26 protein-coding genes are annotated in these 25,378 nt (G+C 69.5%); 19 read left to right on the top strand and 7 right to left on the bottom strand.

All coding sequences use genetic code 11. From position 1 onward, the window contains the following. Window positions 1-285 precede the first annotated feature (285 nt). Complete coding sequence (locus ACZ6DT_RS29170) at window positions 286-867, top strand: TetR/AcrR family transcriptional regulator (protein WP_125785503.1); 582 nt, start codon at window positions 286-288, stop codon at window positions 865-867. A gap of 35 nt (window positions 868-902) precedes the next feature. Then, window positions 903-1,265, top strand: coding sequence for a winged helix-turn-helix transcriptional regulator (locus ACZ6DT_RS29175; protein ID WP_465601182.1), 363 nt, complete (start codon window positions 903-905; stop codon window positions 1,263-1,265). 138 nt (window positions 1,266-1,403) lie between these two features. On the opposite strand, the gene ACZ6DT_RS29180 is transcribed toward ACZ6DT_RS29175, so the two are convergent. Continuing rightward, complete coding sequence (locus ACZ6DT_RS29180; protein WP_465601696.1) at window positions 1,404-2,024, bottom strand: TetR/AcrR family transcriptional regulator; 621 nt, start codon at window positions 2,022-2,024, stop codon at window positions 1,404-1,406. 85 nt (window positions 2,025-2,109) lie between these two features. On the opposite strand from ACZ6DT_RS29180, the gene ACZ6DT_RS29185 reads away from it, so the two are divergent. The 5 genes from ACZ6DT_RS29185 to ACZ6DT_RS29205 all read left to right on the top strand — a co-directional run bounded on the left by ACZ6DT_RS29185 (window position 2,110) and on the right by ACZ6DT_RS29205 (window position 6,697). Continuing rightward, window positions 2,110-2,622 carry a PH domain-containing protein gene (locus tag ACZ6DT_RS29185; protein ID WP_465601184.1) on the top strand — a complete coding sequence of 171 codons (513 nt, stop codon included), beginning with the start codon at window positions 2,110-2,112 and terminating at the stop codon, window positions 2,620-2,622. Next, window positions 2,619-4,124, top strand: coding sequence for a PH domain-containing protein (locus ACZ6DT_RS29190; RefSeq protein ID WP_465601186.1), 1,506 nt, complete (start codon window positions 2,619-2,621; stop codon window positions 4,122-4,124). The genes ACZ6DT_RS29185 and ACZ6DT_RS29190 overlap by 4 nt, the downstream gene beginning before the upstream one ends. A gap of 72 nt (window positions 4,125-4,196) precedes the next feature. Further along, on the top strand, window positions 4,197-4,958 hold the full coding sequence (locus tag ACZ6DT_RS29195) for an isocitrate lyase/PEP mutase family protein (protein WP_465601188.1): 762 nt from the start codon (window positions 4,197-4,199) through the stop codon (window positions 4,956-4,958). Between the two features lie 10 nt (window positions 4,959-4,968). After that, a complete protein-coding gene (locus ACZ6DT_RS29200) occupies window positions 4,969-5,988 on the top strand; it encodes an aminotransferase class V-fold PLP-dependent enzyme (RefSeq protein WP_465601190.1) in 1,020 nt (339 codons plus the stop codon). Between the two features lie 88 nt (window positions 5,989-6,076). Next, a complete protein-coding gene (locus tag ACZ6DT_RS29205) occupies window positions 6,077-6,697 on the top strand; it encodes a hypothetical protein (protein WP_465601193.1) in 621 nt (206 codons plus the stop codon). A 106-nt stretch (window positions 6,698-6,803) separates the two neighbouring features. On the opposite strand, the gene ACZ6DT_RS29210 is transcribed toward ACZ6DT_RS29205, so the two are convergent. Continuing rightward, window positions 6,804-7,739 (bottom strand): ferritin-like domain-containing protein, encoded by a 936-nt coding sequence (locus ACZ6DT_RS29210; RefSeq protein ID WP_465601196.1) that lies wholly within the window; start codon window positions 7,737-7,739, stop codon window positions 6,804-6,806. A 135-nt stretch (window positions 7,740-7,874) separates the two neighbouring features. Between ACZ6DT_RS29210 and rimP the strand changes: the two genes are divergently transcribed. From rimP to ACZ6DT_RS29245, 7 genes are all read left to right on the top strand, one after another. Next, window positions 7,875-8,414 (top strand): ribosome maturation factor RimP, encoded by a 540-nt coding sequence (rimP, locus tag ACZ6DT_RS29215; RefSeq protein WP_465601199.1) that lies wholly within the window; start codon window positions 7,875-7,877, stop codon window positions 8,412-8,414. Then, on the top strand, window positions 8,411-9,451 hold the full coding sequence (gene nusA, locus ACZ6DT_RS29220) for a transcription termination factor NusA (RefSeq protein ID WP_465601201.1): 1,041 nt from the start codon (window positions 8,411-8,413) through the stop codon (window positions 9,449-9,451). Before rimP ends, nusA begins: the two co-directional genes overlap by 4 nt. Window positions 9,452-9,474: 23 nt before the next feature. Beyond that, complete coding sequence (locus ACZ6DT_RS29225; RefSeq protein ID WP_465601204.1) at window positions 9,475-9,777, top strand: YlxR family protein; 303 nt, start codon at window positions 9,475-9,477, stop codon at window positions 9,775-9,777. 145 nt (window positions 9,778-9,922) lie between these two features. After that, window positions 9,923-13,006, top strand: coding sequence for a translation initiation factor IF-2 (gene infB / locus ACZ6DT_RS29230; RefSeq protein ID WP_465601207.1), 3,084 nt, complete (start codon window positions 9,923-9,925; stop codon window positions 13,004-13,006). Window positions 13,007-13,079: 73 nt separating this feature from the next. Next, window positions 13,080-13,373, top strand: coding sequence for a DUF503 domain-containing protein (locus ACZ6DT_RS29235; protein ID WP_076154936.1), 294 nt, complete (start codon window positions 13,080-13,082; stop codon window positions 13,371-13,373). Window positions 13,374-13,402: 29 nt separating this feature from the next. Further along, window positions 13,403-13,879: a 30S ribosome-binding factor RbfA gene (rbfA, locus tag ACZ6DT_RS29240; RefSeq protein WP_396559354.1), complete on the top strand. Its 477-nt coding sequence runs from the start codon at window positions 13,403-13,405 to the stop codon at window positions 13,877-13,879. Further along, window positions 13,860-14,726 carry an alpha/beta hydrolase gene (locus ACZ6DT_RS29245; protein WP_465601211.1) on the top strand — a complete coding sequence of 289 codons (867 nt, stop codon included), beginning with the start codon at window positions 13,860-13,862 and terminating at the stop codon, window positions 14,724-14,726. The genes rbfA and ACZ6DT_RS29245 overlap by 20 nt, the downstream gene beginning before the upstream one ends. Before the next feature lie 42 nt (window positions 14,727-14,768). Here ACZ6DT_RS29245 and ACZ6DT_RS29250 read toward each other — a convergent pair whose 3' ends face one another. Beyond that, entirely contained in the window at window positions 14,769-15,812 is a 1,044-nt protein-coding gene (locus ACZ6DT_RS29250; protein WP_465601213.1) for a TRM11 family SAM-dependent methyltransferase, read from the bottom strand. A gap of 40 nt (window positions 15,813-15,852) precedes the next feature. Here ACZ6DT_RS29250 and ACZ6DT_RS29255 point away from each other — a divergent pair, with 40 nt between their 5' ends. The 3 genes from ACZ6DT_RS29255 (at window position 15,853) to ACZ6DT_RS29265 (ending at window position 18,836) form a co-directional block, all read left to right on the top strand. Further along, window positions 15,853-16,851 (top strand): DHH family phosphoesterase, encoded by a 999-nt coding sequence (locus ACZ6DT_RS29255; RefSeq protein ID WP_465601699.1) that lies wholly within the window; start codon window positions 15,853-15,855, stop codon window positions 16,849-16,851. A 58-nt stretch (window positions 16,852-16,909) separates the two neighbouring features. Continuing rightward, entirely contained in the window at window positions 16,910-18,100 is a 1,191-nt protein-coding gene (locus ACZ6DT_RS29260) for a preprotein translocase subunit SecY (RefSeq protein WP_465601216.1), read from the top strand. A gap of 148 nt (window positions 18,101-18,248) precedes the next feature. Continuing rightward, on the top strand, window positions 18,249-18,836 hold the full coding sequence (locus ACZ6DT_RS29265) for a histidine phosphatase family protein (protein ID WP_465601219.1): 588 nt from the start codon (window positions 18,249-18,251) through the stop codon (window positions 18,834-18,836). A gap of 678 nt (window positions 18,837-19,514) precedes the next feature. On the opposite strand, the gene ACZ6DT_RS29270 is transcribed toward ACZ6DT_RS29265, so the two are convergent. From ACZ6DT_RS29270 to ACZ6DT_RS29280, 3 genes are read right to left on the bottom strand one after another with little or no spacing between them, the layout of a single operon-like run. Further along, entirely contained in the window at window positions 19,515-20,828 is a 1,314-nt protein-coding gene (locus ACZ6DT_RS29270; RefSeq protein ID WP_465601221.1) for a PEP/pyruvate-binding domain-containing protein, read from the bottom strand. Continuing rightward, complete coding sequence (locus tag ACZ6DT_RS29275) at window positions 20,825-21,439, bottom strand: transcriptional regulator (RefSeq protein WP_465601224.1); 615 nt, start codon at window positions 21,437-21,439, stop codon at window positions 20,825-20,827. The genes ACZ6DT_RS29270 and ACZ6DT_RS29275 overlap by 4 nt, the downstream gene beginning before the upstream one ends. Next, window positions 21,436-22,533, bottom strand: a complete 1,098-nt coding sequence (locus ACZ6DT_RS29280) for a TetR/AcrR family transcriptional regulator (protein ID WP_465601227.1) — start codon at window positions 22,531-22,533, stop codon at window positions 21,436-21,438. Before ACZ6DT_RS29280 ends, ACZ6DT_RS29275 begins: the two co-directional genes overlap by 4 nt. Before the next feature lie 90 nt (window positions 22,534-22,623). Here ACZ6DT_RS29280 and ACZ6DT_RS29285 point away from each other — a divergent pair, with 90 nt between their 5' ends. Together ACZ6DT_RS29285 and ACZ6DT_RS29290 are read left to right on the top strand one after the other, a co-directional pair. Continuing rightward, a complete protein-coding gene (locus tag ACZ6DT_RS29285; protein ID WP_465601230.1) occupies window positions 22,624-23,439 on the top strand; it encodes an alpha/beta fold hydrolase in 816 nt (271 codons plus the stop codon). Beyond that, entirely contained in the window at window positions 23,436-23,876 is a 441-nt protein-coding gene (locus tag ACZ6DT_RS29290) for a GbsR/MarR family transcriptional regulator (RefSeq protein WP_465601232.1), read from the top strand. The genes ACZ6DT_RS29285 and ACZ6DT_RS29290 overlap by 4 nt, the downstream gene beginning before the upstream one ends. Here the strand turns inward: ACZ6DT_RS29290 and ACZ6DT_RS29295 are convergent, their stop codons facing one another. After that, the gene (locus tag ACZ6DT_RS29295; RefSeq protein WP_465601235.1) at window positions 23,877-25,373 is read right to left on the bottom strand and encodes an MFS transporter; all 1,497 of its coding nucleotides are present in this window, start codon (window positions 25,371-25,373) and stop codon (window positions 23,877-23,879) included. Window positions 25,374-25,378 lie beyond the last annotated feature (5 nt).

Below are 25,378 nucleotides of genomic sequence, written 5' to 3' on the forward strand. Positions count from 1 at the left end.
CGGAGGCACAAAAGCCAGAACCTTAAAAGGAAGTCCCCTCCCCCCCGCGCGGGGCGTCCTTCTCTTTCTCCCTTTTTTCGCCCGTATTCCTTTTTCCCCCCCCCCCCCCCCCCCCCCCCCCCCCACCACCTGGACCAACGGCTCGCGGTGGCATGGGCGCCGTCGGCCCACCACCGGTGCCCAGGGCGCATGGTCGAGAGCCTGGTGGCCAGCGCCTCGCGCGGCGCACCATAAAGTAGGCGCATGGCCGCACCACGACGCACGCAGGAGGAACGCAGCGCCGCGATGCGCGTCAGGCTGCTCGACGCCACGATCGACTGCCTCGTCGAGTACGGCTACGCGGGCACCACGACCACCCGCGTCGCGGATCGCGCCGGGGTGACCCGCGGCGCGCAGGTGCATCACTTCCCGACGAAGACCGACCTCGTCACCTCCGCGATCCGGCATCTCGCGGCCAGGCGCACCGAGGTCGCGATGGCGGAGATCGACCGGCTCAAGGCGTCGTCCGATCCGGTCGGCGACGCGTTGCAGCTGATGTGGGAGATGCATCAGGGGCCGGTCTTCTCGGCGACCGTGGAGCTGTGGGTGGCGTCGCGGACCGACGCGGAACTGCGTGCCCAGATGGCCGTGGTCGAGCCGATCGCGACGAGCAGCCTGGTCGAGTTCGGCAAGGCGCTGCTGCCGGACCACGCGGCGCATCCGGAGTTCCTGCACGCGGTGTACACGGCGATGGACGTCGTCCGCGGCATCCTCATCGCCAGCTGGGCGACCCGCGATCAGACCGAACTGGAGGCGCGCTGGGAGCGCGGTCGTCGTCATCTGATCCTGCTGTTCGAGGCGCTCATGCAGCCCGCTCCCTCTCGTTAGGCGTGTTACTCTCCCACGGAGAGTGAGGAGGTCACGTGCTTGGAAACCCGTACGACCCCGACTGTCCGACCCGCGCGCTGCTCGACCGCATCGGCGATCAGTGGACCGTGCTGATCGTCGGCGTGCTGGGTGACGGGCCGCTCCGGTTCACCGAGATCGGCAAACGCGTGCGCGGCATCTCGCAGAAGGTCCTCACCCAGACGCTGCGCAGTCTCGTCCGCGACGGCATCCTGACGCGCACCGCGTACCCGGAGATCCCTCCGCGCGTCGAGTACGAGCTGACCGAGCTCGGGCGCAACCTCGCCGAACCGCTCGACATGCTCGACAAATGGGCCCGCGTCCACATGGGCGAAGTGCTCGACGCGCGCAAGAACCACGACGGCGCCGGCGTCGCTTGAGGCGGCCTGAGCCTCGGTAGCACCAATCTCTTCCCGGGGTACATGAAGGCCCCCTTCCTTGCGCCTAGGTACAGGAAGGGGGCCATCATGTACTTCACGCGGGCCAGGACGTCCGTTTCGCGCTCGCCGGCCGCGTCCTCATTCCCCGGGAGCCGAGCCGAACAGCCGGTCGAGGTAGTAGTCCACAGTGGACAGCGCTTCGTCCGGGGTGCGGTGCTTCATCACGATGTTGGTGCCCTGCGAATCGGCGAGTGCCCAGAGGATCGCGGACTCGTGCATCGGATCGGCGGACTTGTCGACATCGCCCGCGTCCTGTCCCTGCCGGATCAGGAGGGCTATCAGGTCGAACAACTGAGGGACGCCGTCGGTGAACGCGGCCGCGAAGGCGGGATCCGAGATCGCGCGGATGAAGAACGCGACGCCCATCAGCCAGTCGCCGCGCCGGCGCTCGTCGAGCGGCAGGATCTCGGTCATGATCGCGCGGATGATCGCCTTGGGCGTCGACGGCAGTTCGTTGGCTTCCAGCCGGCCTTTGATGCGCGCTTCGTACACCTGCGAGCGGCGTTCGACGGCGAACAGCAGCATCTCGTCCTTGGTCTTGAAATAGTGCTGCACCAAGCCCATCGACATACCCGCTTCGGCGGCGACGTGCCGGAGGCTGACTCCTTCGAGGCCTCGGGTGGCCGTCAGCCGGGTCAGCGCCTCGGCGATCTCCGCCCGCCGTGCGGCGTGATCCACCTGCTTCGGCACCTTCACCATCCGTTCCGGCCGTTTGCAATGCGCTCGCATTGCCACTAGTCTCCCATGTTATTACGATGCGATCGCATTGTAAACGATCTCGGGGGTGAACTCGGTGGAAGCCGAACGGGGGAAGGTGCGGCTGAGGCCGCCGCGGAACGCGCTGGATCAGCGGGTCGTGCGCTGGTGGCGGCTGCAGGGGACGCTTTTCTGGGCCGCGCCGGTGCTGGTGCCGGGAGTGCTCGGGCTGCTCATCACGCCCGCGCGGATCTGGCTGCTGACACCGGCGGCGGTGTTCGCGGTGCTGGGCCTGATCTGGGTGATCGTGATGCCGCTGTGGTGGTTCAAGGTCCATCGCTGGGAGGTCACGGAGACCGCTGTGTACGCGCGTTCCGGGTTCTTCTGGCAGGAGTGGCGCGTGGCGCCGATGTCGCGGATCCAGACCGTCGACACCTTGCGCGGGCCGTTGCAGCAGGTGTTCGAGCTCGCGACCGTCACGGTCACCACGGCGTCGGCGCGGGGCGCGGTCAAGATCCGCGGGCTCGACCACGAACTGGCCGCGAGCCTGGCGGAGCAGCTCACCGAAACGACGCAGGCGACGCCGGGGGACGCGACATGACCTCGGGCGAGTTCGAGGGCTGGAACACCCTCGACAAGCGGACGCTCGCCGTCACCGCGCTGATGATGACGGGCGCGGCCGTCGGTGCCGCGATCCCGACCACGATCGCGATCGTGGGCGGCGGCGCGAGGTTCTGGGTCGCGCTCGTCTGGGTCGTCGCGGGCGGGGTGGTACTCGTCGGCGGCGGCGTGCTGGCGGACTTCTTCTATTGGAAGGGAGTGCGCTACCGGGTCACGCCGGACCGCCTGGAGACGGCGTTCACACTGGTCTTCCGCTCACGGAAATCCCTGCAGCGCGAACGGATCCGCAACGTCGACCTGACGGCGAACCCGCTGCACCGCCTGTTCGGGATCGCGGTGGTGAGCATCGGCACCGGCTCGCACGAATCGGGCGGACAGGGCCGGATCAAGCTCAACCCCGTCTCACGCGCCGAGGCCGAGCGGCTGCGCGCGGATCTGTTGCGCCGCACGGAAACCACGGAGACCGACGAGGACGCGCCGCTCGCCGAACTGAACCGGGGCTGGATCCGCTACGCGCCGATGTCGTTCCTCACGCCGACGCTGGGGCTCGCCGCGGGCGGCGGGCTCATGCAGGTCTCCGAATGGGCGGGCCTGCAGAAAGGCCTGGTCGACTGGGTGATCGACCTGTTCCGCGGGATCCCGCTGGTGGTGGCGATCCTGATCCTGCTGGCGATCGCGATGGTCGTCGGCGTGGTCGGCGCGCTGGGCCTGTGGATCGAGATGTGGTGGAACTACCGGCTCGACCGCGAATCCGGCGGCACCCTGCGAGTGCGCCGTGGCCTGCTCACCACACGCTCGATCTCGATCGAGGAACGCCGGATGCGCGGCATCGACCTCGTCGAGCCGCTCGGGAACCGGATCGCCGGCGCGGCGCGGGTCGACGCGATCGCGACCGGCATGCGGCAGAGCGACGACAAGGACAAGACCGACTACCACACACTCCTGCCCGCCGCGCCGGTCGCGACGGCCAACCGGGTCGCCGCGACGGTCCTGCGCGAGCCCGTCTCACCGACCGAAGCCGTCCGGCTAGCCGGACATCCGCGCGCCGCGCGGGGACGGCTGCTGCGCTGGTGGGTCGGTTCGGTGGTGGTCCTGGTGGCGATCTTCGCGATCCTCGGCTTCCTGCTGACCGACGTCCTGCTGGTGATCGGCGCCGCGCTCGGTGTCGTGCTGCTGCCGGTTTCGGTGCTGCTGGCACTGGACGCCTACCGCAATCTCGGGCACGGGATCACCGGGCGATACCTCGTCGGACGGCACGGGACCGTGCGGCGGAGCACGTTCGCCCTGGAACGCGACGGCGTGATCGGCTGGACGGTCAAGCAGTCGATCTTCCAGCGGCGCAAGGGTTTGCTGACCGTCGTCGCGACCACGGCCGCTGGAGTCGGGGCGTACGCGGTGTACGACGCGGGGGCGGAGCAGGGGCTGCTGTTCGCCGAGGAGTCCGTGCCGGACCTGCTGACGCCTTTCCTGGAGCGGGCCTGACGGATCGGATCACCCGCGCGGCTAGCGGACGCTTCGGCTGCCACCGAAGTGTCCGCTGGCTACCGTCGTGCCATGACCGCATTCGCCGCACTCCATGTCCCCGGTTCCCCGCTGCTCCTGCCGAACGTCTGGGAGTTCGGCATGGCCGCCTTCCTGAGCGCGCAAGGCTTCCCGGCGCTCGGCACGACCAGCCTCGGGGTCTCGGCCGCCGAAGGTGAGCCGGACGGTGCCCCGTCCTCCAAGGACGCCACCGTCCGGCTGGCACGGCGGCTCGCCGAGCTGGACGCGCTGATCAGTGTCGACCTCGCGGACGGGTTCAGCGACGACCCTGGCGAGGTCGGCGCGCTGGCCGCGGAACTCGCCGAAGCCGGTGTCGTGGGCATCAACCTCGAAGACGTCTTAGGCGATCCTGTGCGGCACGCGGCCAAAGTCGCGGCGGCGAAGGAACAGGCTCCGGATCTCTTCGTCAACGCGCGGACGGACACGCATTGGCTGGGGGAGCCCGATATCGGCACCGCGATCGAACGCTGTCAATCCTATGTGGACGCGGGAGCCGACGGGGTGTTCGTGCCGGGGCTCGCCGATCCCGCGGACGTCGAGCGGCTGGTGAAGGCCGTCGCGAAACCGCTGAACCTGCTGTTCCTCCCCGGCAAGGTCACCCTCGCGGGAGCGGCGGAACTCGGCGTCGCGCGGATCAGCCTCGGATCGCTGCCGTACCGGATGGCGCTGGCCGCCACACTGCGCACCGTCGAGGCCGTCCGCGACGACGGCGAACTCCCGCTTACGCCGCCGTCCTACGGCGACGTCGCGGCTCTGCTCCCGGAATCTCTTTAATCTCGGGAGTATGCAGACCTTCGGAGCCGAATTCGCCGTTCCGCCCGGCTATCTGAACACGCCCAGTATCGGTATCCCGCCGTCGCACGCGGCCGACGCGGTGGCCGAGGCGGTCGAGCGGTGGCGACGCGGTGAGGCCCGCCCGGCGGATTTCGACGAGCCCGTCGCGCGGACCCGGGCCGGGTTCGGCGCGCTGATCGGGGTCTCGGCGGAGCGGGTCGCGATCGGGGCGTCCGTTTCGCAGCTGATCGCGAACGTGGCGGCCGGGCTGCCCGACGGCGCCAGTGTGCTGGTCGCCGGGAACGACTTCACGAGTGTCACCTTCCCGTTCGCGGCTCAGGCGTACCGCGGGGTGAAGGTCACCGAAGTCCCGTTGACCGAGCTGACCGAACGCGTCGAGGGTCACGACCTCGTCGCGGTCAGTGTCGTCCAGTCGGCGGACGGCGCTCAGATCGACCTCGGCGGCCTGCGCGCCGCGGCCGAGGCGGCGGGTGCGGCGGTCCTGCTCGACGCCACCCAAGCCGCCGGATGGCGGCCGCTCGACCTCGGCTGGGCCGACTGGGTGGTCGCCGCCGGTTACAAGTGGCTGCTCGCGCCGCGCGGAGCGGCGTGGCTGGCCGCGCATCCGCGGGTGCTGGAACGGGCCGTGCCGGTCGCCGCGAACTGGTACGCGGGGGAGGACCGCTGGCGGACCGTCAACGGCCTCCCCCTGCGGCTCGCGGAGGGCACCCGGTCGCTCGACCTGTCCCCGGCCTGGCTCTCGTTCGTCGGCGCCGCCGTCTCCCTGGACTACCTCGGTTCCCTGGACCTCGAGACCGTCCGCGCGCACTGCGTGGGCCTCGCCGACTCGCTCCTCGAAGCGCTCGGTTCACCCGGTCAGGGGAGCGCGATCGTCTCGCTCGACGCCGACGCCGTCCGGGTGAAGGAAGCGGGCATCGTGGCCGGTACCCGGGCCGGAAGGCAGCGATTCGGGTTCCATCTCTACAACACGGCTGGCGACGTGGAACGGGTGATAAGCACGTTCAGGTGAACCAGCGGAGTGGCGTGAACTACCGTATGTTCCCGTGGTTGGTGCGCAGTTTACCCCGGGACCGACGGAAACGGCCCGGCTTCAGCCGGTGCGACCGGCAGGGCCGGGCGGGCCGCCGCCCGCGCCGGCGCCGTCGAGGGACACCAAGGGCCTGGCGCTGAAAGGTGCCGGGCTGGTCGCCATCGCGGTCGTCTCCGCGCTGCTCTGGTGGCTGATCCGGCACGAGCCGGAGCAGACCCCGGTCGCGGACACGCCGTCGAAGAGTGGCCAGTTCCAGTACACACTGGTCGAGGGCCCGCAGGTCACCACCGACTGCGCGAGCAAGTCCTACGGCGACACCAAGGAGTTCTTCACCCAGACGCCGTGCAAGCGGCTGTCGCGGGCGCTGTACACGACCGAGACCGCCGGAAAGAAGGCGCTGGTGTCGGTCGTCCTCGTCACCATGCCCGGCGAGGTCACCGCGACCCAGCTCAAGGCGCTCACCGACAAGGACGGCACGGGCAACGTGTCCGACCTGGTGCGCGACGGCACCTTCAAGGCGCAGGGCGCCCCGAGGATCTCCGGCCAGGACGCGGCCTACGACTCCCACGTCACCGGCCCCGAGGTGGCCATCGTGCTGGCCGGTTTCTACAACAAGCAAACCGACAAGCCGGTGCTGGAGCGGATCGCGACCGACGCTTTGCGGCTCTCTGGCGATCTGCGGCGCTGACCGGAGGCCCCCTCTCCGGTTGCAAGGAACGGTCCGTTGCTTGCAAATTTTGCCAGGAACGGACCGTTCCTAGCGCGCGTAGGGGACCGAATCGGGGGAGGAAAGCTCAGGCCGGCTGGCCCGGCATCGCGATCGTCACCGGCTTCGCGCCGAACTCGGCCCGCCAAGCGGTCCCCCGCCGCGCCGACCCGATCAGCGCGTTCAGCGCCGTCGTCCGCAAAGCCGCGTCGTCGGTCCGGTCGATCACGCCGAGCCAGGCCGCCGTCGCGTCCGATTCGGCCGTCGCCACCAGTTCCATCGCCGAGTTCGCCTCGGTCACCGGCTTCGGCGGCACGTACGCGGCCTCCGGCCCGGCGGGGGTCTGCCCGGCCGCGGAAAGCATCCGCTCGCAGACGTCCCGACGCTTGACGTGCTCCGCCGTGCCTCGGCTCACCGCGCCGGTGAAGGCGGCCGGCAGGTACGCGCTGGCCAATCCGTACACCCAGACGGCAGCGTGTTCGGCGGCCAGTGCCTGCTGGACGGCTTCTGTCGTCTCCCCGCCGAGTTGGACGCCGGCGGGTACTTCGACGGCTCCGGCGTCGTCGCCGCGGCCGAGTTTGTCCGAGCTCTGTTGCAGTGCCGCGCAGCCCGCGGCGATCGAGGCGACCATCCCGGCGCGGTAGCGGGGCAGCGCAGGCACGAGACCTTCGGCCTGTTTGCGGGCCTGGGCGAGCCGTTCCTTGAGCCCGTCCACCGACGACGGCGGGTTCTCCGCCGGGCCCTGGTCCGGTTTCGGCCGGTTGAGCCGGTCCACCTCGGTCTTGAGCGCCGCCGCGTGCGCGGCCCGCGCTGTCGCGATCGCTTCGCCCTCAGCGCCTGGCAACGCCTTCGCGCCCGCCGCGTCGGTCTCCGCCGCACGCAGCAACGGGCCCAGCGGATCGGGGCTTTCGTCGAAGCCGGGTGAGCAGGCGGACGCCAGCGGCACGGCCACCGCGGCCAGCGCTCCCAGCCGCAGGAAAGTGCGACGGTTCGGCGAGGTGGGCTCTGTCGATCTTCCGGTCACGCCGCCCCATCCTGCCAGTACCCCGTGCGGGGCCGCCGCTCGCGCGTCGCGCGGGGGTGACCGGATAAGCTGGACCACTACCGAACCCGGATCCACACCGCCGGGTCGCCCACAGCCGAACAGGAGCGCTCCACCGTGCCCAACGACCTCGCCAGCAGGCTGGAGCCCATCGTGGCCGAAGCCGTCAAGGCCGCGGGTTTCGACCTCGATTCCTTCGAGGTCCAGCAGGCAGGCCGCCGTCAGCTGGTCAAGGTCGTCGTCGACGGGGACGACGGCGTCGGGCTGGACGAGGTGGCGAGCGTCAGCCGGGCTGTTTCCGCCGTGCTCGACGAGAACGAGCATGTGATCGCGAGCGCGTACACGCTCGAAGTCACCTCGCCCGGCCTCGACCGGCCGCTGACCGTGCGGCGGCACTGGCGGCGCGCGAAGTTCCGCCTCGTCAAGATCACCCCGGCCGAAGGCACCGCCTTCATCGGCCGGGTGGGGCACGCGGGGGAGAAATCCGCGCGCGTGCTCGTGGACGGCGAGCTCCGGGACGTCTCTTACGCCTCGGTGGCCAAAGCGGTCATCGAGATCGAATTCAAGCAACCACCTGCCGAGGACCTGAAACTGTTGGAAAACGATGCGTCGGCCCTGAACGCCGCCACCACGGAGCCGAAGGAGGAGCCGAAGTGAACGTCGACATCGCAGCGCTGCGCGCGATCGAACGGGACAAGGACATCCCCTTCGAGACGGTGATCGAAGCGATCGAAACCGCGTTGCTCACCGCGTACAAGCACACCGAGGGCCACCAGTCGCACGCCCGGATCGACATCGATCGCAAGAGCGGGCTGGTGCGCGTCCTCGCGCACACCCTCACCCCGGACGGCCAGACCGACGAGGAATGGGACGACACCCCCGAAGGCTTCGGGCGGATCGCCGCGACCACGGCGCGGCAGGTCATCCTGCAGCGTCTGCGCGACGCCGAGCACGAGAAGAGCTTCGGCGAGTTCTCCGCCAAGGAGAACGAGATCGTCGCCGGCGTGGTGCAGCGCGACGCCCGCGCGAACGCGCGCGGCATGGTCATCATCCAGGTGGGCGACATCGAGGGCGTGCTGCCCGCGATCGAGCAGGTGCCCGGCGAGACCTACGAGCACGGCGACCGGATCAAGGCCTACGTCGTCACCGTCTCGCGTGGCAACCGCGGTCCGCAGATCACGCTGTCGCGTTCGCATCCGAAGCTGGTGCACAAGCTGTTCGCCCTCGAGGTCCCCGAGATCGCCGACGGCACGGTCGAGATCGCCGCCGTCGCGCGGGAACCCGGTCACCGCACCAAGATCGCGGTCCGCTCGACGGTGCCCGGCGTCAACGCCAAGGGCGCCTGCATCGGCCCGGTCGGCGCGCGTGTGCGCAACGTGATGAGCGAACTGGCCGGCGAGAAGATCGACATCATCGACTACTCCGAAGACCCGGCGAAGTTCGTGGGGAACGCGCTGTCGCCCGCCAAGGTCGTATCCGTACGGGTCGTCGACGAGCGGGCCAAGACCGCTCGTGTCGTCGTCCCGGACTTCCAGCTTTCGCTCGCGATCGGCAAGGAAGGGCAGAACGCCCGCCTCGCCGCCCGCCTCACCGGATGGCGTATCGACATCCGCAGTGACGCCGCCCCTGACCAGGGTGACGAAGCCCACGCCGGGCAGACGCGGCCCGCCGCGGCAACCGGTTCGGCTGAGTGAAGGTCGAAGCGGTAGACTTACGAGTGGTTCAGCGCCCGCGGCCGGGAACCGACCTCCAGCATGACCGGGAAACCCCGGTACGCACCTGTGTGGGTTGCCGTAAGCGGGCCTTGATCGGCGAGTTGCTGCGAGTGGTCGCGGCGGACGGTTGGTTGATCGTCGACGAACGTCGGCGATTGCCGGGCCGGGGTGCCTGGTTGCATCCCGTGCCGGACTGTCTGGCCAAGGCCGAGCGGCGCAGGGCGTTCCCCCGGGCACTTCGTGTTCCAGGGTCGCTCGACGCCCAGGGTGTCCACGAACGCCTGGAGCGGCACGCCGAAGGCTAAAGGGCGCCGGGACATCCCCGGTGCCGGATGGAATCAGGAAGCAGGTCGACCCGTCATGAGTCAGCCGTGAAGCTGAATCAATGAACGCGCGACAATAGGACGAGGTCTGCGGGTCTGCCGCCGGCCTCCCCAGATGAGGAGAGCTGTGCCAGGCAAGGCCCGAGTACATGAGCTCGCGAAAGAGCTCGGCATCACCAGCAAGGAAGTTCTCGCCAAGTTGAAGGAACAGGGCGAGTTCGTGAAGTCCGCGTCGTCCACCGTCGAGGCGCCGGTCGCCCGTCGTCTCCGTGACGCGTACCCGTCCAAGGACGGCAAGAAGAAGCCGGTCCCGACTCCCGGTCCCCGCCCTTCGCCCGCGCCTCCCGCGAAGCCCGCTGCTCCGGCTCCGGCCGCGAAGCAGGCCCAGCCCGCGCCCGAGGTGAAGACCGAGGCCCCGGCCGCCCCCGCGGCGTCCGCTCCGGCGGAGTCGGCTGCGGCGGCGTCGTCGGCGCCGACGACGTCCTCGGCGTCCTCGACGTCCTCCACGTCGGCCCCGGCCCAGCAGCCGTCCCGTCCCTCCACCCCGGGTGTCCGTCCGGGCCCGCGCCCCGGCCCTCGGCAGCCGGCGCCGAAGGAAGAGGTCGCTCCGGCGGCGAAGGCCGCTCCGGCGGAACCCACGCAGGAGACCCCGGCCGCACCGGCCACCCCGCCGGCGTCCCAGACGCCGTCGCAGGGTTCGGTCGTGCCGCCGAAGCCGCAGGGCCCCAAGCCCGGCGGCCCGAAGCCCGGCCCGCGTACCCCGCGTGTCGGCAACAACCCGTTCGGTGTGGGTTCCGGTTCCCCGGCCTCGCGTCCGTCCGGCCCCCGTCCCGGTGGCGGCCAGCAGGGCGGCGACAACCGTCCGCCGCGTCCCGGTGGCGGCCAGCAGGGTGGCGACAACCGTCCGCCGCGTCCCGGTGGCGGCGCTCCCGGCGGTAACCGGCCGAACCCGGGCAACATGCCCCCGCGTCCGAACCCCGGCATGATGCCGGGCCGCCCGGCCCGTCCGGCCGGTGGTCCCGGTGGCGGAGCCCGCGGAGGTCCCGGCGGCGGAGCCCGTGGTGGCCCCGGTGGCGGCGCTCGTGGCGGTCCCGGTGGCGGCGGCGGAGGTTTCCGCGGCGGTCCCGGTGGCGGTGGCGGCGGCGGCGGTTTCCGTCCCGGCGGTGGCGGTGGCGGCGGTTTCCGTCCCGGTGGCGGCGGTCCCGGTGGCGGCGGCGGTGCCCCGGCCGGTGGCGGCGGTTTCCGCGGTGGCGGCGGTCGTGGTGGCCCCGGTGGCCGCGGTGGTACCGCGGGTGCCTTCGGGCGTCCCGGTGGTCCCGCTCGCAAGGGCCGGAAGTCCAAGCGCCAGAAGCGCATGGAGTACATGGACAACATGCAGGCGCCCAGCGTCGGTGGCGTTCGCCTGCCCAAGGGCAGCGGCGAAACGATCCGCCTGCCGCGTGGCGCTTCGCTGACCGACTTCGCCGAGAAGATCGACGCCAACCCGGCTTCGCTGGTGCAGGTGCTCTTCCACCTCGGTGAGATGGTCACGGCGACGCAGTCCGTGTCGGACGACATCCTCGAGCTGCTCGGCGGCGAGATGAACTACGTCGTCCAGGTCGTCAGCCCGGAGGAAGAAGACCGCGAGCTGCTGGAGACCTTCGACATCACCTACGGCGAAGACGCTGGTGAGGAAGAGGATCTGCAGGTCCGTCCGCCGGTCGTGACCATCATGGGTCACGTCGACCACGGTAAGACCCGACTGCTCGACACGATCCGCAAGACGAAGGTGCGCGAGGGCGAAGCCGGTGGCATCACCCAGCACATCGGCGCCTACCAGATCGAGACCGAGCTCGAGGGCGTCCCGCGTCTCGTGACGTTCATCGACACCCCGGGTCACGAGGCGTTCACCGCCATGCGTGCCCGTGGTGCGAACGCCACGGACATCGCGGTCATCGTGGTCGCGGCCGACGACGGCGTCATGCCGCAGACGGTCGAGGCGATCAACCACGCGCAGGCCGCCAAGGCCCCGATCGTGGTCGCGATCAACAAGATCGACAAGGAGGGCGCGAACCCGGACAAGATCCGGCAGCAGCTCACCGAGTACAACCTCGTGGCCGAGGAGTACGGCGGCGACACGATGTTCGTCGAGATCTCGGCGCGGGAGAACATCAACATCGATGGTCTCCTCGAGGCGATCCTGCTGACCGCGGACGCCGCACTCGACCTCCGGGCCAACCCGGACATGGAGGCACAGGGTGTCGCGATCGAGGCGCACCTGGACCGCGGTCGCGGTCCGGTCGCCACGGTGCTGGTCCAGCGCGGGACGCTGCGCGTCGGTGACTCCGTCGTCGCCGGTGACGCGTACGGCCGCGTGCGGAAGATGGTCGACGAGCACAACGTCAACGTCATCGAAGCGACCCCGTCGCGTCCGGTCCAGGTCATCGGGTTCACCTCGGTGCCCGGTGCCGGTGACACGTTCCTCGTCGTCGACGAGGACAGGGTCGCCCGGCAGATCGCCGAGCGGCGTTCGGCCCGTACCCGCAACGCGCTCAACGCGTCGCGTCGTAAGCGGGTCAGCCTGGAAGACCTCGATGAGGCCTTGAAGGAGACGAGCACCCTCAACCTGATCATCAAGGGTGACAACTCCGGTACGGTCGAGGCCCTCGAAGCCTCACTGATGCAGCTGGATGTCGGCGAAGAAGAGGTCGAGCTCAACGTGGTCCACCGCGGTGTCGGTGGCGTCACGGAGTCCGACATCGACCTGGCGACCGCGTCCAACGCGATCGTCCTGGGCTTCAACGTGCGGGCACAGGGCAAGGCGACCGAGCGGGCCACCCGCGAGGGCGTCGACGTCCGGTACTACACGGTCATCTACCAGGCGATCGACGAGATCGAAGCCGCGCTCAAGGGCATGCTCAAGCCGATCTTCGAAGAGGTCGAGCTGGGCAAGGCCGAGATCCGCGGGATCTTCAAGTCGTCGAAGGTCGGTACGATCGCCGGTTGCATGGTCATCTCGGGCGAGATCCGGCGTAACGCCAAGGGCCGTCTCCTCCGTGACGGCAACGTCATCGTCGAGAATCTGCCGATCAACTCGCTGAAGCGCGAAAAGGACGACGTCACCGAGGTCCGCGAGGGCTTCGAGTGTGGTCTCACCTTGGGCAACTACAGCGATTTGAAGCTCGGCGACGTCATCGAGACGTACGAGCAGCGCGAAAAGCCGCGTGCGTAAGTGACACGGGCGGCGCTCCCCCGCATCTGGGCGGGGGAGCGCCGCTTCACTTCTCGACAACCCAGAATCCCTTATGTTCGTAGGAGCTCTTGAGCTCGACATCCTGCTGGGCGACGTCCACTCGCTCAAGCAGAAGCGATCCGTGATCAAGCCGGTGCTGGCCGAGGTACGCAGGCGTTTCGACGTCTCCGTCGCCGAAGCCGGTCAACAGGACTTGCACCGGCGGGCGCTGATCGGTGTGGCCGTGGTCGCGGCGACTGGCGAGCACGTCCGTGACGTGCTCGACTCGTGTGAGCGCTTCGTGGCCGGAAGGCCGGAGTTCGAATTGCTCTCCGCCCACCGCCGGCTGCTCGGCCCGGATGACTAGCAGAAGACCTTTCGAGGAGACGAATCCCCATGGCCGACCCCGCTCGGGCTCGCAAGCTCGCCAAGCGGATCTCACAGATCGTCGCGCACGCGATCGAGCACGACATCAAGGATCCGCGGCTCAACCACGTGACGATCACCGACACGAAGATCACGGCGGATCTGCACGACGCCACGGTCTACTACACGGTGCTCGGCGAGAACCTGGAATCCACGCCCGATCACGCCGGCGCCGCCGCGGCGCTCGAGTCCGCCCGCGGTGTGCTGCGCACGAAGGTCGGTCAGGGCACGGGTGTCCGCTACACTCCGACGCTGGCCTTCGTGGCCGACAGCATTCCCGAGGACGCCAAGCGCATCGAAGACCTCCTCGCGAAGGCCAGGGAAGCCGATGCGGAGGTCGCGCGGCGGGCGACCGGTGCGCAGCACGCCGGTGAAGCCGACCCGTACAAGCCGCCGCGGGAAGAGGCCGAAGACGATGAGTTCGCCGATGGGGAGACCCGTAGCTGAGGGAGTGGGCCACGCCGTGAGCCGGCGTGGCCTGCTGCTGGGAGCCGCGGCCCTCGGCGGCTCGGCGCTGGTTTCCGCCTGCGGCGCCGAGAACGCGCCCTTGGTGGGGCCGCCGCCGGTGCCCCCGCCGACCGCCCCGACGCCGCTCACCGAAACGGTCACGGTGCAGAAGATGCGGTCCGCGGCCCGCAACCGCGACGTCAACCTCGTCATCATCGCGCCCGACGGTGTGTCCCGCGTCGGGATGCCGGTCTGCGTCGCCCTGCACGGGCGCGGCGCGGACGCCCGGACGTTCCTGAACCTCGGTCTCCAGGACGCGCTGAACAAAGCCGTTGCCGCCGGGCTGCCCGGCTTCGCGGTGGCCGCCGTCGACGGTGACAACTACTGGGTGGACGTCGGCAAGGCCGACGACCCGCAGCGGATGCTGTCCGACGAACTCCCCGGCTGGCTCGCCCAGCGCCAGCTGCGGCCGGCGTCGGCGATCTTCGGGATCTCGATGGGCGGCTTCGGCGCATTGCGCTACGCCCGCGACCACAAGAACCTCAAGGCGGTCGCCGTGGCGAGTGCAGCGCTCTTCGTGAGCTGGCCCGATGCCAAGTCCCGCAAGGTCTTCGCGGATCGCGAGCAATGGGAATCGCACGAGCCGCTGCTGCACACCGGCGACCTTCCGGCCTCGGCGACGGGGGTGTGGTGCGGGAATTCGGATCCCTTCGCCCCCGCCGACCGCAAACTCATCAAGGCACTCGACCCCGCCGTCGCGAAGATGACCCCAGGGGAGCACAACGACGACTACTGGCGCGGGATCCTGCCCGACGTGCTGAAGTTCGTGGGGGAACGCATCGCCTGAGTCTCGCGAAGCGTCGGGAGCGTGTCGCAACGTCTCTCGCGCTCAGGCCGGTTTCGCCGCGACGATCAGGTCCCGCACGATCGCCTGGTCCACGCGGTGCGAGAACTCCGCGAACGGACCGTCCTCGCGCACCCGCAGTCCTGCTTTGTCCAGGATCGCGGCGAGTTCCTCACGCGGCGCGACGTTGGTGTTCCAGGAGATGCCGAGCGCGCCGCCGGGCCGCAGCACCCGCGTCCACACCGGGACGGCGGCCGCGAGCAGGTCGCGCGGGCTGCGGGCGAGCGACGCGTCCTGTGTGCGGTGGCTGCCGTGCTGCACGCCGTACGGGGCGTCGGTGACGATGAGGTCCACCGAGTTCGGCCGCAGCAGTTCGTCCGTGGTGAGCGTGTCGCAGTTGAGGTAGCTCAGCTTGCGCACCTCGCCGGCCTTGTACTGCTCCTTGGTGATCCCGAAGCCGATGTCGAGCCGCCTGCCGAGCCGGACCTTGTTGCGGCGCACCTGACCGGATTCGGCGCTGTGCTTGATGCGCTTCTGCTTCAGCCAGGTCTTGATGAACAGTTCGTAGGAGTCGAAATCCTTGCCGTCGACGTCGAGACCGGTCGCGTCGAAGCCGTACATCATCGCCTGGTTCAGTGTCGTGCCGCGGCCGCAGAGCGGATCCAGCAGGTGCAGCGGCTTCTCCAGCATCGCGGCCGGGTCCGCCGTGGACAGCAGCGTGACGTTGACGAGCAGTTTGGTGAACAGCTCGTTCGTCTTGCCCGGGTACTTCTGGATGGTCAGCAGATCCGAGTCGAAGTTCGCGAGCGGGCTGATCGTCACCGGCTTCAGGACGCCGTCGCCGAGTTCGAACAGCGCGTACAGCGCGGAAAGGTTCGAAAGGAGCGCGAGATCGCGTTCGCCCAACGGGGCGGGCGTGGTGAAGGTGAGGTAGCCGACGCCGCCGAGTTCCGTCTCGCCGATCTCCGAGACCTCGGTCTCCAAAGCGGACAAACCGAACACCGCCAGTTCGGCGCGCAGCAGGGCCGGAGTGGAGTCGGTGTAGACCCGGTTGGCGGACGGGTAGACCAGGATCGCGTACTCGGACATCCGGTAGAGCGTAGCTTGACTGATTGTGACAGCGACTCCAGTGCCGAACCTCAAGGAAGCCGCCGCCCTGCTGGCGCGCGCGAACGACGTGACCCTGCTCGGCCATGTCCGTCCGGACGCCGACGCGCTCGGCAGCGCGCTGGCGCTGGCCCGGGCCCTCCAGTTGCGCGGCGGTGTCAAGGTCCGCGTCTCGGTCGGCGAGCCCGAGGAGATGCCCGAAACCCTGCGGAGCCTGGACGTCGGCGGGCTCTACGTCCCCGCCAGCGAGCTGCCGGAGAGTGAACAGCTGCTGGTCGCGCTGGACACGCCCACCCCGGGCAGGCTCGGGAAGCTCGCGCCGAGGGTGGACGCCGTCCGCGCGGCCGGGGGCGACGTCCTGGTGATCGACCATCACACGTCCAACGTCTTCTACGGCACGCACCACGTCGTCGACGACACCGCCGAAGCCACCGCCGTCCTCGTTTTCGCGTTGCTGCGGGAGATGGGCACCGAGCTCGACGAGCCGATCGCCCGCTGCCTGTACGCGGGGCTCGTCACCGACACGAGCGGGTTCCGCCGGGCCCGGCCGTCCACCCATCTGATGGCCGCGAAGCTGCTCGAAGCGGGTGTGGACCCGGACGAGGTGGTCCGCGAGATCGTCGACGACCATCCGTTCGCGTGGTTGCCGATGCTTTCGGACGTGCTCGCGGGAGCCCGGCTCGAGCCGGACGAGGCGCGCGGCTTCGGGCTCGCGCACGCGGTCGTGACACTCGATGTCGCGCGGAGCGTCCGCACGGAGGAGGTCGAAGCGGTCGTCGACGTCGTCCGGTCCACCCGGGAGGCCGGGGTCGCCGTGGTGCTCAAAGAAGCCGAGCCGACCGGGCCGAAGCAACGGTGGCAGATCTCGCTCCGGTCCACGGGCGGTGTCGACGTTTCGGCCGCGGCCGGGGAACTGGGTGGCGGCGGGCATCGCCGGGCGGCGGGATGCACCGTGGAGGGCACTGCGGACGAGGTGCTCGACAAGCTGAGGGCGGCCTTGGCGAGAGCGCCCTTGCTGTGACCTGAGGGCGGGCGGTGTCATCGTAATTTCATCGGTCGTCCCTACCGTGATCTCCACGATGAACGCCCACACCTCCCTCCGCCGCCGGATCCTGGTCACGCTGGTCGTGATCGTGGTGTTCCGCCTGGGCCAGAGCGTGCCCACCCCCTCCGTGACCGGCCGCACACCGGAAACCGGCCACCCGCCGCGCTGGATCCTCGACCTCCTCACCGGCGGCGGCCTGTTCACGCTGCCGCTGTTCGCTTTCGGTGTCCTTCCCTGCTTGGCCGCGCCGCCCGTCCTGCGGGCGCTGATCGTCCTGATCCCGCGGCTGGCCGCGCTGCGGGCCGAAGGTGAAGCCGGCGCCCGTGTACTGAAGCGGTACCGGCGACGGCTCACCGTCGGACTCGGTTTGCTGGGCGCGATCGGCGTGCTCGGGTTCCGCGGTCAGGAGGCCCTCGACACGGTCGTCGCCGTGGCGTGCCTGACGGTGGGCACGGCGCTGGTCCTGCGGCTGACCGAGGTGATCACCGAGCGGGGCTTCGGTGCCGGCGTCCGGATCCTGCTGCTCGCGCAGGTGCTGGCCGTGCTGCCGCCGGAATTCCTGCGCCTGTACGAAAAGACGGGCTGGGCCGCCATCGCGGTCATGGCCGTGGTGACGCTGTCGATCACGGTGATCACGATCGTCGTCGCGCAGGGGCAGCGTCGCGTCCCGGTGCAGTACGCCAAGCGGATGATCGGCAGGCGCACCTACGGCGGGACCTCGACCTACATCCCTCTTCGGTTCCCTCAGGCGAACAGCCCCGCCGTGCTGGCCGCGGTGCTGCTGTCCGTGCCGGTGCTCTGGCCCGGCGCGACCTGGCTGGAGTGGCTGCGTGACGAGGGAGATCCCAGGCGGATCGTGATCTACTTCATGCTCGTCTGTCTCTTCGCGTTCATCAGAGCGGCCGTGGCGCAGGACACGGACAAGGTGGCGAGCGAGCTGGTACGGGTCGGCGGCTTCGTGCCAGGGATCCGGCCGGGGAACTGGACCGCCGAGTACCTCGACTACGTGAACCGCCGGATCATCGCCTTCGGAGCTCTCTGCTCGGGAGTGGTCGCGCTGATCCCGGTCGCCGGGCTGGCCCTGCTGGACGTGAGCCCGCGGGTTCCCCTTGCCGGCGTGACCTTGCAGGTGGTCCTCGTCTTCCTCGTCGGTGTCACGCTCGACACCACGCGGCAGATGCAGGCACTACGTCTTCAGCGCCAGTACGCACCGTTCCTCCGCTGAGCCAGGCCGAGGTCCAGCCGGGCCGGCTCCCGTCACCCCGAGTTTCGGGTACGCCCGGTACAGGTGGCGCCGGGAATGGCCACGCTCCGCTAGTGCGATGTTGTTAACATCAGAGTGATATCAACATTCAAACGTGAGGGGCCGGGTCGTGGCGACGAGGCATCTGTACGTGGTGCGGCACGGGGCCGCGGATCCGTTCGGCGAGTTGACGGAAGTGGGGCGGCGGCAGGGTGAGCTGCTGGCGAAGCGGCTGGCACGCCTGCCGGTGGACGCCGTCTGGCATTCACCGCTGTCGCGTGCGGTGAAGACCGCGGAGATCCTCGGCGAGCACCTCACGGGCGCGTCGGTGGGCGAGGCGATGGAGCTGGTGGACAACGTGCCGCACGTGCCCGCCGACCCGCCTCCCGCCTGGCGTGGGCTGTTCGATGGCTACGACCCCGAGGAAGCGGCTGCGGGGGCGCGGATCGCCGCCGCGTTGACGGAGCGTTTCGCTCGCCCCGCCGAGGTGGAAACGCACGAAGTGCTGGTGACGCACGCTTACCCGGTCGCCTGGCTGGTGTGCGACGCGCTCGACGCGCCACCGGAGCGCTGGCTGGGATTGAGCTGTGGCAACACCGCGTTGACGGTGATCGACCACTACGACGGCGGTGCCCCGTCGGTGCTGATGTACAACGACATGGGGCATCTCCCGGAAGACCTGCGATGGACCGGCTTCGGGCCGGGACCGCGCCCTTGAGTGTCGTGAGTGGACCGCGCTCGGTCGTGAGTGGCGTTTCGGATTCTAGCCCGGCCCTCTCTTAGATATCTACTGCGTTCCTTGCCTGATGTCGGGTGAAGTACATGAAGGCCCCCTTCCTGTTACATAGGCGCCAGGGGCCCGGCAAAGTCGAATATCCGCTGGTGGGTGGCGCTCATGGTGATGCGACCTGGACTTCCGAGGAGAGCGGATGACAGGGTGCCTTGAGCGTCAAGTGTCCACAAAGGACACCATTCGGCCGCTGAATGTCCATTTGATGCGTTTATGTACGTTTTTCGACCGGGTCGTGAGTGAAATTTAGGGCTAGAACCCTCTTTTTCACTCACGACCTGGTCGAAAAACGCCCAAATCGGGCACCGTAGCCCTGGAGGCGTCCTATGTGGATAGTCGAGAAAGATGTCAGGCGACTGTGACGAGCCCGCCTCTGTCACCGCAACACCCACTCGACCAGCGGTTATGCGACTTTGCCGGGGCCCTGACATAGGCGCAAGGAAGGGGGCCTTCATGTACTGCGGGAAGAGCCTTCACGCGCTGCCGTGACCGGTGGTGCTACTGAGGCTCCAGGCGGCGTTCCCGGACCCACCCGCAGTAGATACCTAAGACACCCTTGGTTCTAATCCGAATCGCCACTCACGACCACCTGGACCGAGACCGCCCTCAAGGGTCTTCGCCGGCCCAGGCGAGGAAACGTTCCAGATGGTCACCGTTCTCGCTCGTGACCGTCGGCACGCGGCCGAGGGCGACTTCTCCGCCGCTTCCGTCGATGGTCACGAGCATTCCCTCGTCAAGAGTGCGCCCGCCCACGGTGATCGACGCGGTCGTCTCGTCGATGGTGAGCGTGCCCATGCCGACCACGGCGGGTTTGCCGAGGGAGCGGGCGACGACGGCGGCGTGGCTGGCCGGCCCGCCCCGTGCCGTGAGGATGCCCGCCGCCACGGCGAGGCCGTTCATGTCGTTCGGGGAGGTCTCGGGGCGGACGAGGATGACCGGGCCGTCGGTCGCCAGACGTCTCGCCGCCTCGGTGGTCGTGGCGATCCTGCCGGTGGCGACGCCTGGGCATGCCCCTGTCCCGCGACCGAGCAGCTTCGTATCCGCCTTCGGGGCGATGCGAGGCGTGCGGGCACGTTCGATCTGCCGGCGTGAAACCCGGCGCACCGCCTCGGCTCGGCTGATCCGTCCTTCGTCGGCGAGGTCGACGGCGACCCTCACCGCCGCGGCACCGGTGAAGCGTCCGGGGCGTACTTGGAGGAGCCACAGGACCCCGGTTTCGAAAGTGAATTCGACATAGACCGCGTCGCGGTAGTGGTCTTCCAGCCGGCCCAGGGCGCCGGTCAGTGCCTTCCAGACGTCCGGTTCCCGGGTGGCGAGGACGGTGAGGGGCAGGACAGGTGAGGTGCCCGCGACGACGTCCTCCCCCTGATGGCCGAACAGCACGTCACCGAACGGAGTGGGCTCGCCGGTGTCGGGGTTCCTGCTGAAGGCGACTCCGGTGCCGCTTCGGTCGTCTCGGTTGCCGTAGACCATTTCCTGGACGATCACCGCGGTGCCCAGTTCGTGGTCGATGCCGTGCAGTTCCCGGTAGGTGCGTGCCCGCGGTGTCTCCCAGGAGGCGAAGACCGTCTCGACGGCCGGCTCCAGCCGCTCGGCCGCTGTTCCGGCGGTCAGCCCGAGATTCAGGATGGTGTCCATCATGCCGGGCATCGACACACTGGCCCCGGAACGCACCGAGACGGTCAGCGGCGGCGAGCCAGTGGCCTCTTCCAACGTTCGCGTCGCCGCGGCCAGTTCGTCACGGAGCCCGTCGGGGAAGTGGCCGTCGCGCAGGAACGCGCGACACGCTTCGGTGGTGACGACGAATCCGGCCGGGACCGGCAGTCCGAGCCGGTGGAGTTCGAGGAGTCCGTGGGCTTTCGCGCCGATGAGCCGTCGATCTTCCCGAGTGTCCGGAGTGAGCTCTCGCAGCCACTTCATCTCGGAATGCCCAGTGTCGCAAGGAGATCTTCGTGCAGCTCGGCCCAGACCGTGTGGTAGGACGCGGTCGAATCCGCGACGTAGGCCAGTTCGCCTGAGCGGGCCCGGTCGAGAGCGCTCGCCAGTCGCACGCGGTATCGGCCGAACCGCGGCAGCACCGCCTCCAAGGCGTGGCACACCGGCACCGTGCGCTCGTGCAGGTCGGTGAAGCGATCGAGTACACGGGCGTCATAGGCTGGATCGTCGTGGTCGTTCACGACCTGTTCCCCGTCGACGTGGCGGAGCTGCCAGGCGGTGCAGAGGTCGAGCAGTTCCGGATTGAGTACCAGGAACCGGTCGAACGCCGCCCTGACCGCCGCGCGAGCACCAGCGGCCTCCAGTTGAGCGGTGACGCGCTCGGCGTCGGCTTCGCGTCCGGCCTCGGTACAACCCCAGGCGTCAAGGCCGCTCAACCGCGTGACATATCCCGCGACCGCGAGGTCGATCAGTTCCGACTCGACTTCGGGTTCACTCAATCCGCTGGTCGCCGACAAGCGGGGCAATCCGGCGTAACCGCCGCAGCGCAGGGCGTGCAGCACGAGCAGTCCGGTATCCGAACCGGCGCAGGTCATGTCGTGGCCCCTTCGGTACGAGCGGTTTCCGGGTTCGCGACGGCGTATGCGGCGCCCCGGCCCTCAGCGCGGGCGACGACAGCCTCGCCCTTGACGCGCACCGCGGCTTCGGTGCTGTCGCCGACGTCTGCCAGGCCGATCGCGGCCGCGACGCGAGCATCGTCGTCGAACACGAGACGAAGGTGTCCCGGCAGCGGGGAAGGGGAGACCTGTCGCAGGCACGCCACCAGGTCGCCGACGCGCGAAAGAATGAGCTGGCCGATGTTCGCGGGGTCGCCGGTGACGACCACGATGGTGACCTGCTCACCGGGACGCGCCGACCGCACGGCCTCCTCGGCCGCTTCCAGCCGTCCCCCTCCCAGCACGACCACCACGCCGTCCGAGGCCAGATCGACCACGTCCGCGGTGAGCAGATCGCGGACATCGGCGGGCGGCGCCCATGGCTCCCGTATCCGAGCCGCGGGTGTCACGTAAGGCAGATGGGCCGGTGCCCAGACGTCCGAGAGGTCAAGGCTCGCCAGGTGCTCGCACGCGCGTGCCCGGTCGAAGGGATCGCCGAATCCGGGAGCCTGTTCCGCGATGAGGCTTGCACCGTGGAGCAGCGTCAACGCCAGCTCGGCCAGGCGAACACGGCGCGCCGCCGGGTCTTCGGAGGCGCAGGACTCCAGTGTCAGCGCCAGCAGCAGCGCTTCCAGCCGGGCGGTCTGGGCGAGGACCACTCGTCCGGTGTCGTCCTCGATGACACCGGTCAGGGAACGCAGTCGCAGGCGTCCCCCGGCGGCGGGGTCGTCGACCAAGGGCAGCCTGTCCAGCCAGACCCGCGCGAACGTGCTCAGTGCCTCTCCCGCCGAGCCCGGCTCCTCGACGGCGAGCGGGGTGCCCGCCTGCTCGACCAGGTCGACCAGCACCGCGAGATACAACGCGCGTTTGCCGGGGAAGTTCGAATACACCGCCCCCCTGGTCAGTTCCGCCCGCTCGGCGATCCGATCCACCTTCGCCGCCCCGTATCCGTACTCGACGAACTCTTCCCGCGCCGCCGCCAGGACCGCGGCACGGGTCCGCGCCTGCTGCTGCGCTCGTGTCAGCCGGACCATCACACTTCCTTCCGTCGCCTGCGGAAACAGGATACCAACATCATTCCGATGATTGCAGCATCTGTTGCTGGGATTTGTTATATTCGGAAAATGCTGAATATGAGCGGTGTGCTCCACCGGGCCGGTGGAGAGCTGCGCTACGGCGACCTGGCGGGGGAGCGGCGCCCAGTCGTCTTCACCCATGGCGCCGGGATGGACCACCGGATGTTCGACGCGCAGGCGGAGGCCCTGCACGAGGCAGGACACCGAGTCATCGGCTGGGACCAACGCGGACACGGCGAGTCGAGCCTCACGCCGGGTGCCCGCTTCACCGCGGCGGCCGCGCTCGACGACTTGATCGCCCTGCTCGATCACCTCGAACTCCATCGGCCGATCCTCATCGGACACTCGCTCGGCGGGAATCTCGCGCAGGCACTCGTCCGCCGTCTTCCCGAGCGCGTACACGGCCTCATCGTCGTGGATTCCACCTGGAACGCCGGCCCGCTCGGCCCGGGGGAGCGGCTCCTGCTGAAGCTCGCCGCCCCGGCGCTGGCGCTGATCCCCGCCTCGCGGCTGCCGGGCATCATGGCCCGCGCCTCGGCCGAGACACCGGAGGGGATCGCCGAGTGCGAGGCGGTGTTCGCCCGGATGCCCAAAAGTGTCTTCCTCGACGTCTGGCGAGCCACCGTGTCACTCGTCGACCCGCGACCGGATCACCGCTCGCCGGTTCCGCTCGGCCTCATCCGCGGCGCCCGCGACCGCACCGGCAACATCGCGTCCGCGATGCCCCGCTGGGCGCGGGCCGAAGGCGTGGCCGAGCACGTCATCCCCGGCGCCGGGCACGTGGTCACCCTCGACGCGGCGGAGGCGACGACGAAGGCCATCGGTGCCATCATCGACGGCTGGAACACGGAGCCCCCGGCATGACGGCCGCCGACGACCGCGCCGGGTTCGTCACCGCCATGGGCGATTTCCTCGGTTCGTGGAACCTGCCCCGCACGACAGGCCGGGTCTATGGACAGCTCTTGCTCGGCTCCGGTCCCGTGTCACTGGACGAGCTCGGCGAGGCACTCGGTCTCAGCAAGGGGGCGGTGAGCGTGGCCGTCCGCGAACTGGTCTCGTGGGGACTCGCCAGGACCATCCCGCAACCGGGCAGCCGCCGTCTGCTCGTCGAGGCGGTGAGCGGGTTCGAGCAACTCCTCGCCGCCAGCCACGAACGGACCCGCGCCTTCATCCGCGTGCTCCGGAGCGGAGCACGATCCGCCGAAGGCGAACCCGCCGAGGCCAGGATCGAGGAGGTCGCCGGATTCTTCGAGTCCTATGTGGACGCCGGAGACCGGATGCTGCGCACCAGACGGGCGTGATCACCCCGCTCGCCACGCGAGGACGGCCAGTCCCGCCGATACCGCGGCGGCGACGGCGGCGATCAGCACGAGGCCCGAGGTGGTCGCCGCGTCGGCGACCCGCAGGAGGTCCGCGCCTATCGACGGCGGCAGCTCCGCCGCGACCGCCGCCGTCTCGTGGTGGCTCTCCCGAGCGACCTGCGCGGTACCCGGTGGGAGGTGAGTGCCGATTTGGTGCCGATACAAGGCGGCGCCGATACTTCCCAGAATCGCGACACCGAGCGCGAGCCCCAGTTCGGTGCCGGTTTCGGACAGGGCCGCCGCCGCGCCCGCCTTGCGCGGTGGCGCCGAACCGACGACGAGATCGGTGCTGAGCGCCATGATCGGCCCTTGTCCGAGATAAACGACGACGATGCCGAGTACGACCACCGGCAATCCCGACGTCGCGCTCGATGCGGTGAGCAGTGCGAATCCGGCCGCGGAGACCAGCAGTGAGACAGCGACGATCCACCCGGCCGGGAACCTCCTCGCGAGCGCGGGCCCCAGCATGGAGGTGACGATCATCGCGCCGGACGAGGGAAGCAACCACAGTCCCGCGTGTAGCGGCGAAAGCTTGACGACCTGCTGCAGATGGTTCGTCACGAACAGGTAGACGCCCGCGGTCACGGCGATCCCGGCCGTCATGACGATCATCGCGGTCCGGAACCGCCGCTCGCCGAACAACCGCATGTCGATCAGCGGGTCGGCGAGCCCCCGTTGCCGTCGTGCGAACACGACGCCGAAGACGATGCCCGCGCCGATCGCGACGGTGCCCGCCATGAACTCGCCACTCGCCACGACCTTCTTGACGCCGTAGATCGTCGGCAGCGTCGCCGCCAGCGACAGGACGACGCTCGGCAGATCGATACGACCGGGCGCGGGGTCGCGATGCTCCGGCAGGACCCAGGGCGCCGTGACCAGCAACAGGACCATCACCGGCACGGCGATCAGGAAGACCGAACCCCACCACCACGATTCCAGCAGCGCGCCACCGACGAGCGGACCCAGCGCCACGCCGCCCGAAAGGCAGGCCGCCCAGATCCCGATCGCCGTCCCGCGCTGCGCCGGATCGCGGAACATGGTGCTGATCAGAGCCAGGGTGGAAGGCATCAGGGTCGCGCCCGCGATCCCCAATAGTGCGCGCGCCGCGATCAGCGCCTCCGCTGTCGGCGCGTAAGCGGCGGCGACGGACAAGACGGCGAAGGCCGTGGCGCCGACGAGAAGCAGACGGCGGCGTCCGACGCGATCACCGAGATTGCCCATCACCACCAGGAATCCGGCGATCAAGAACCCGTAACCGTCGATGATCCACAACAGCTCGGTGCCGGTGGGCCGCAGGCTCGCCGCCAGATGCGGCGCGGCCAGGTAGAGCACCGTGACGTCCATCGCGAGCAAGAGCGTGGGCAGCGCGAGTACCGCGAGCGCGAACCAGGTGCGCGGACTCGCCCGCCCCGGTTCCGTGATCGATCGACTTGTCATTCGGC

This window comes from Amycolatopsis sp. NPDC041971, from assembly GCF_055588925.1.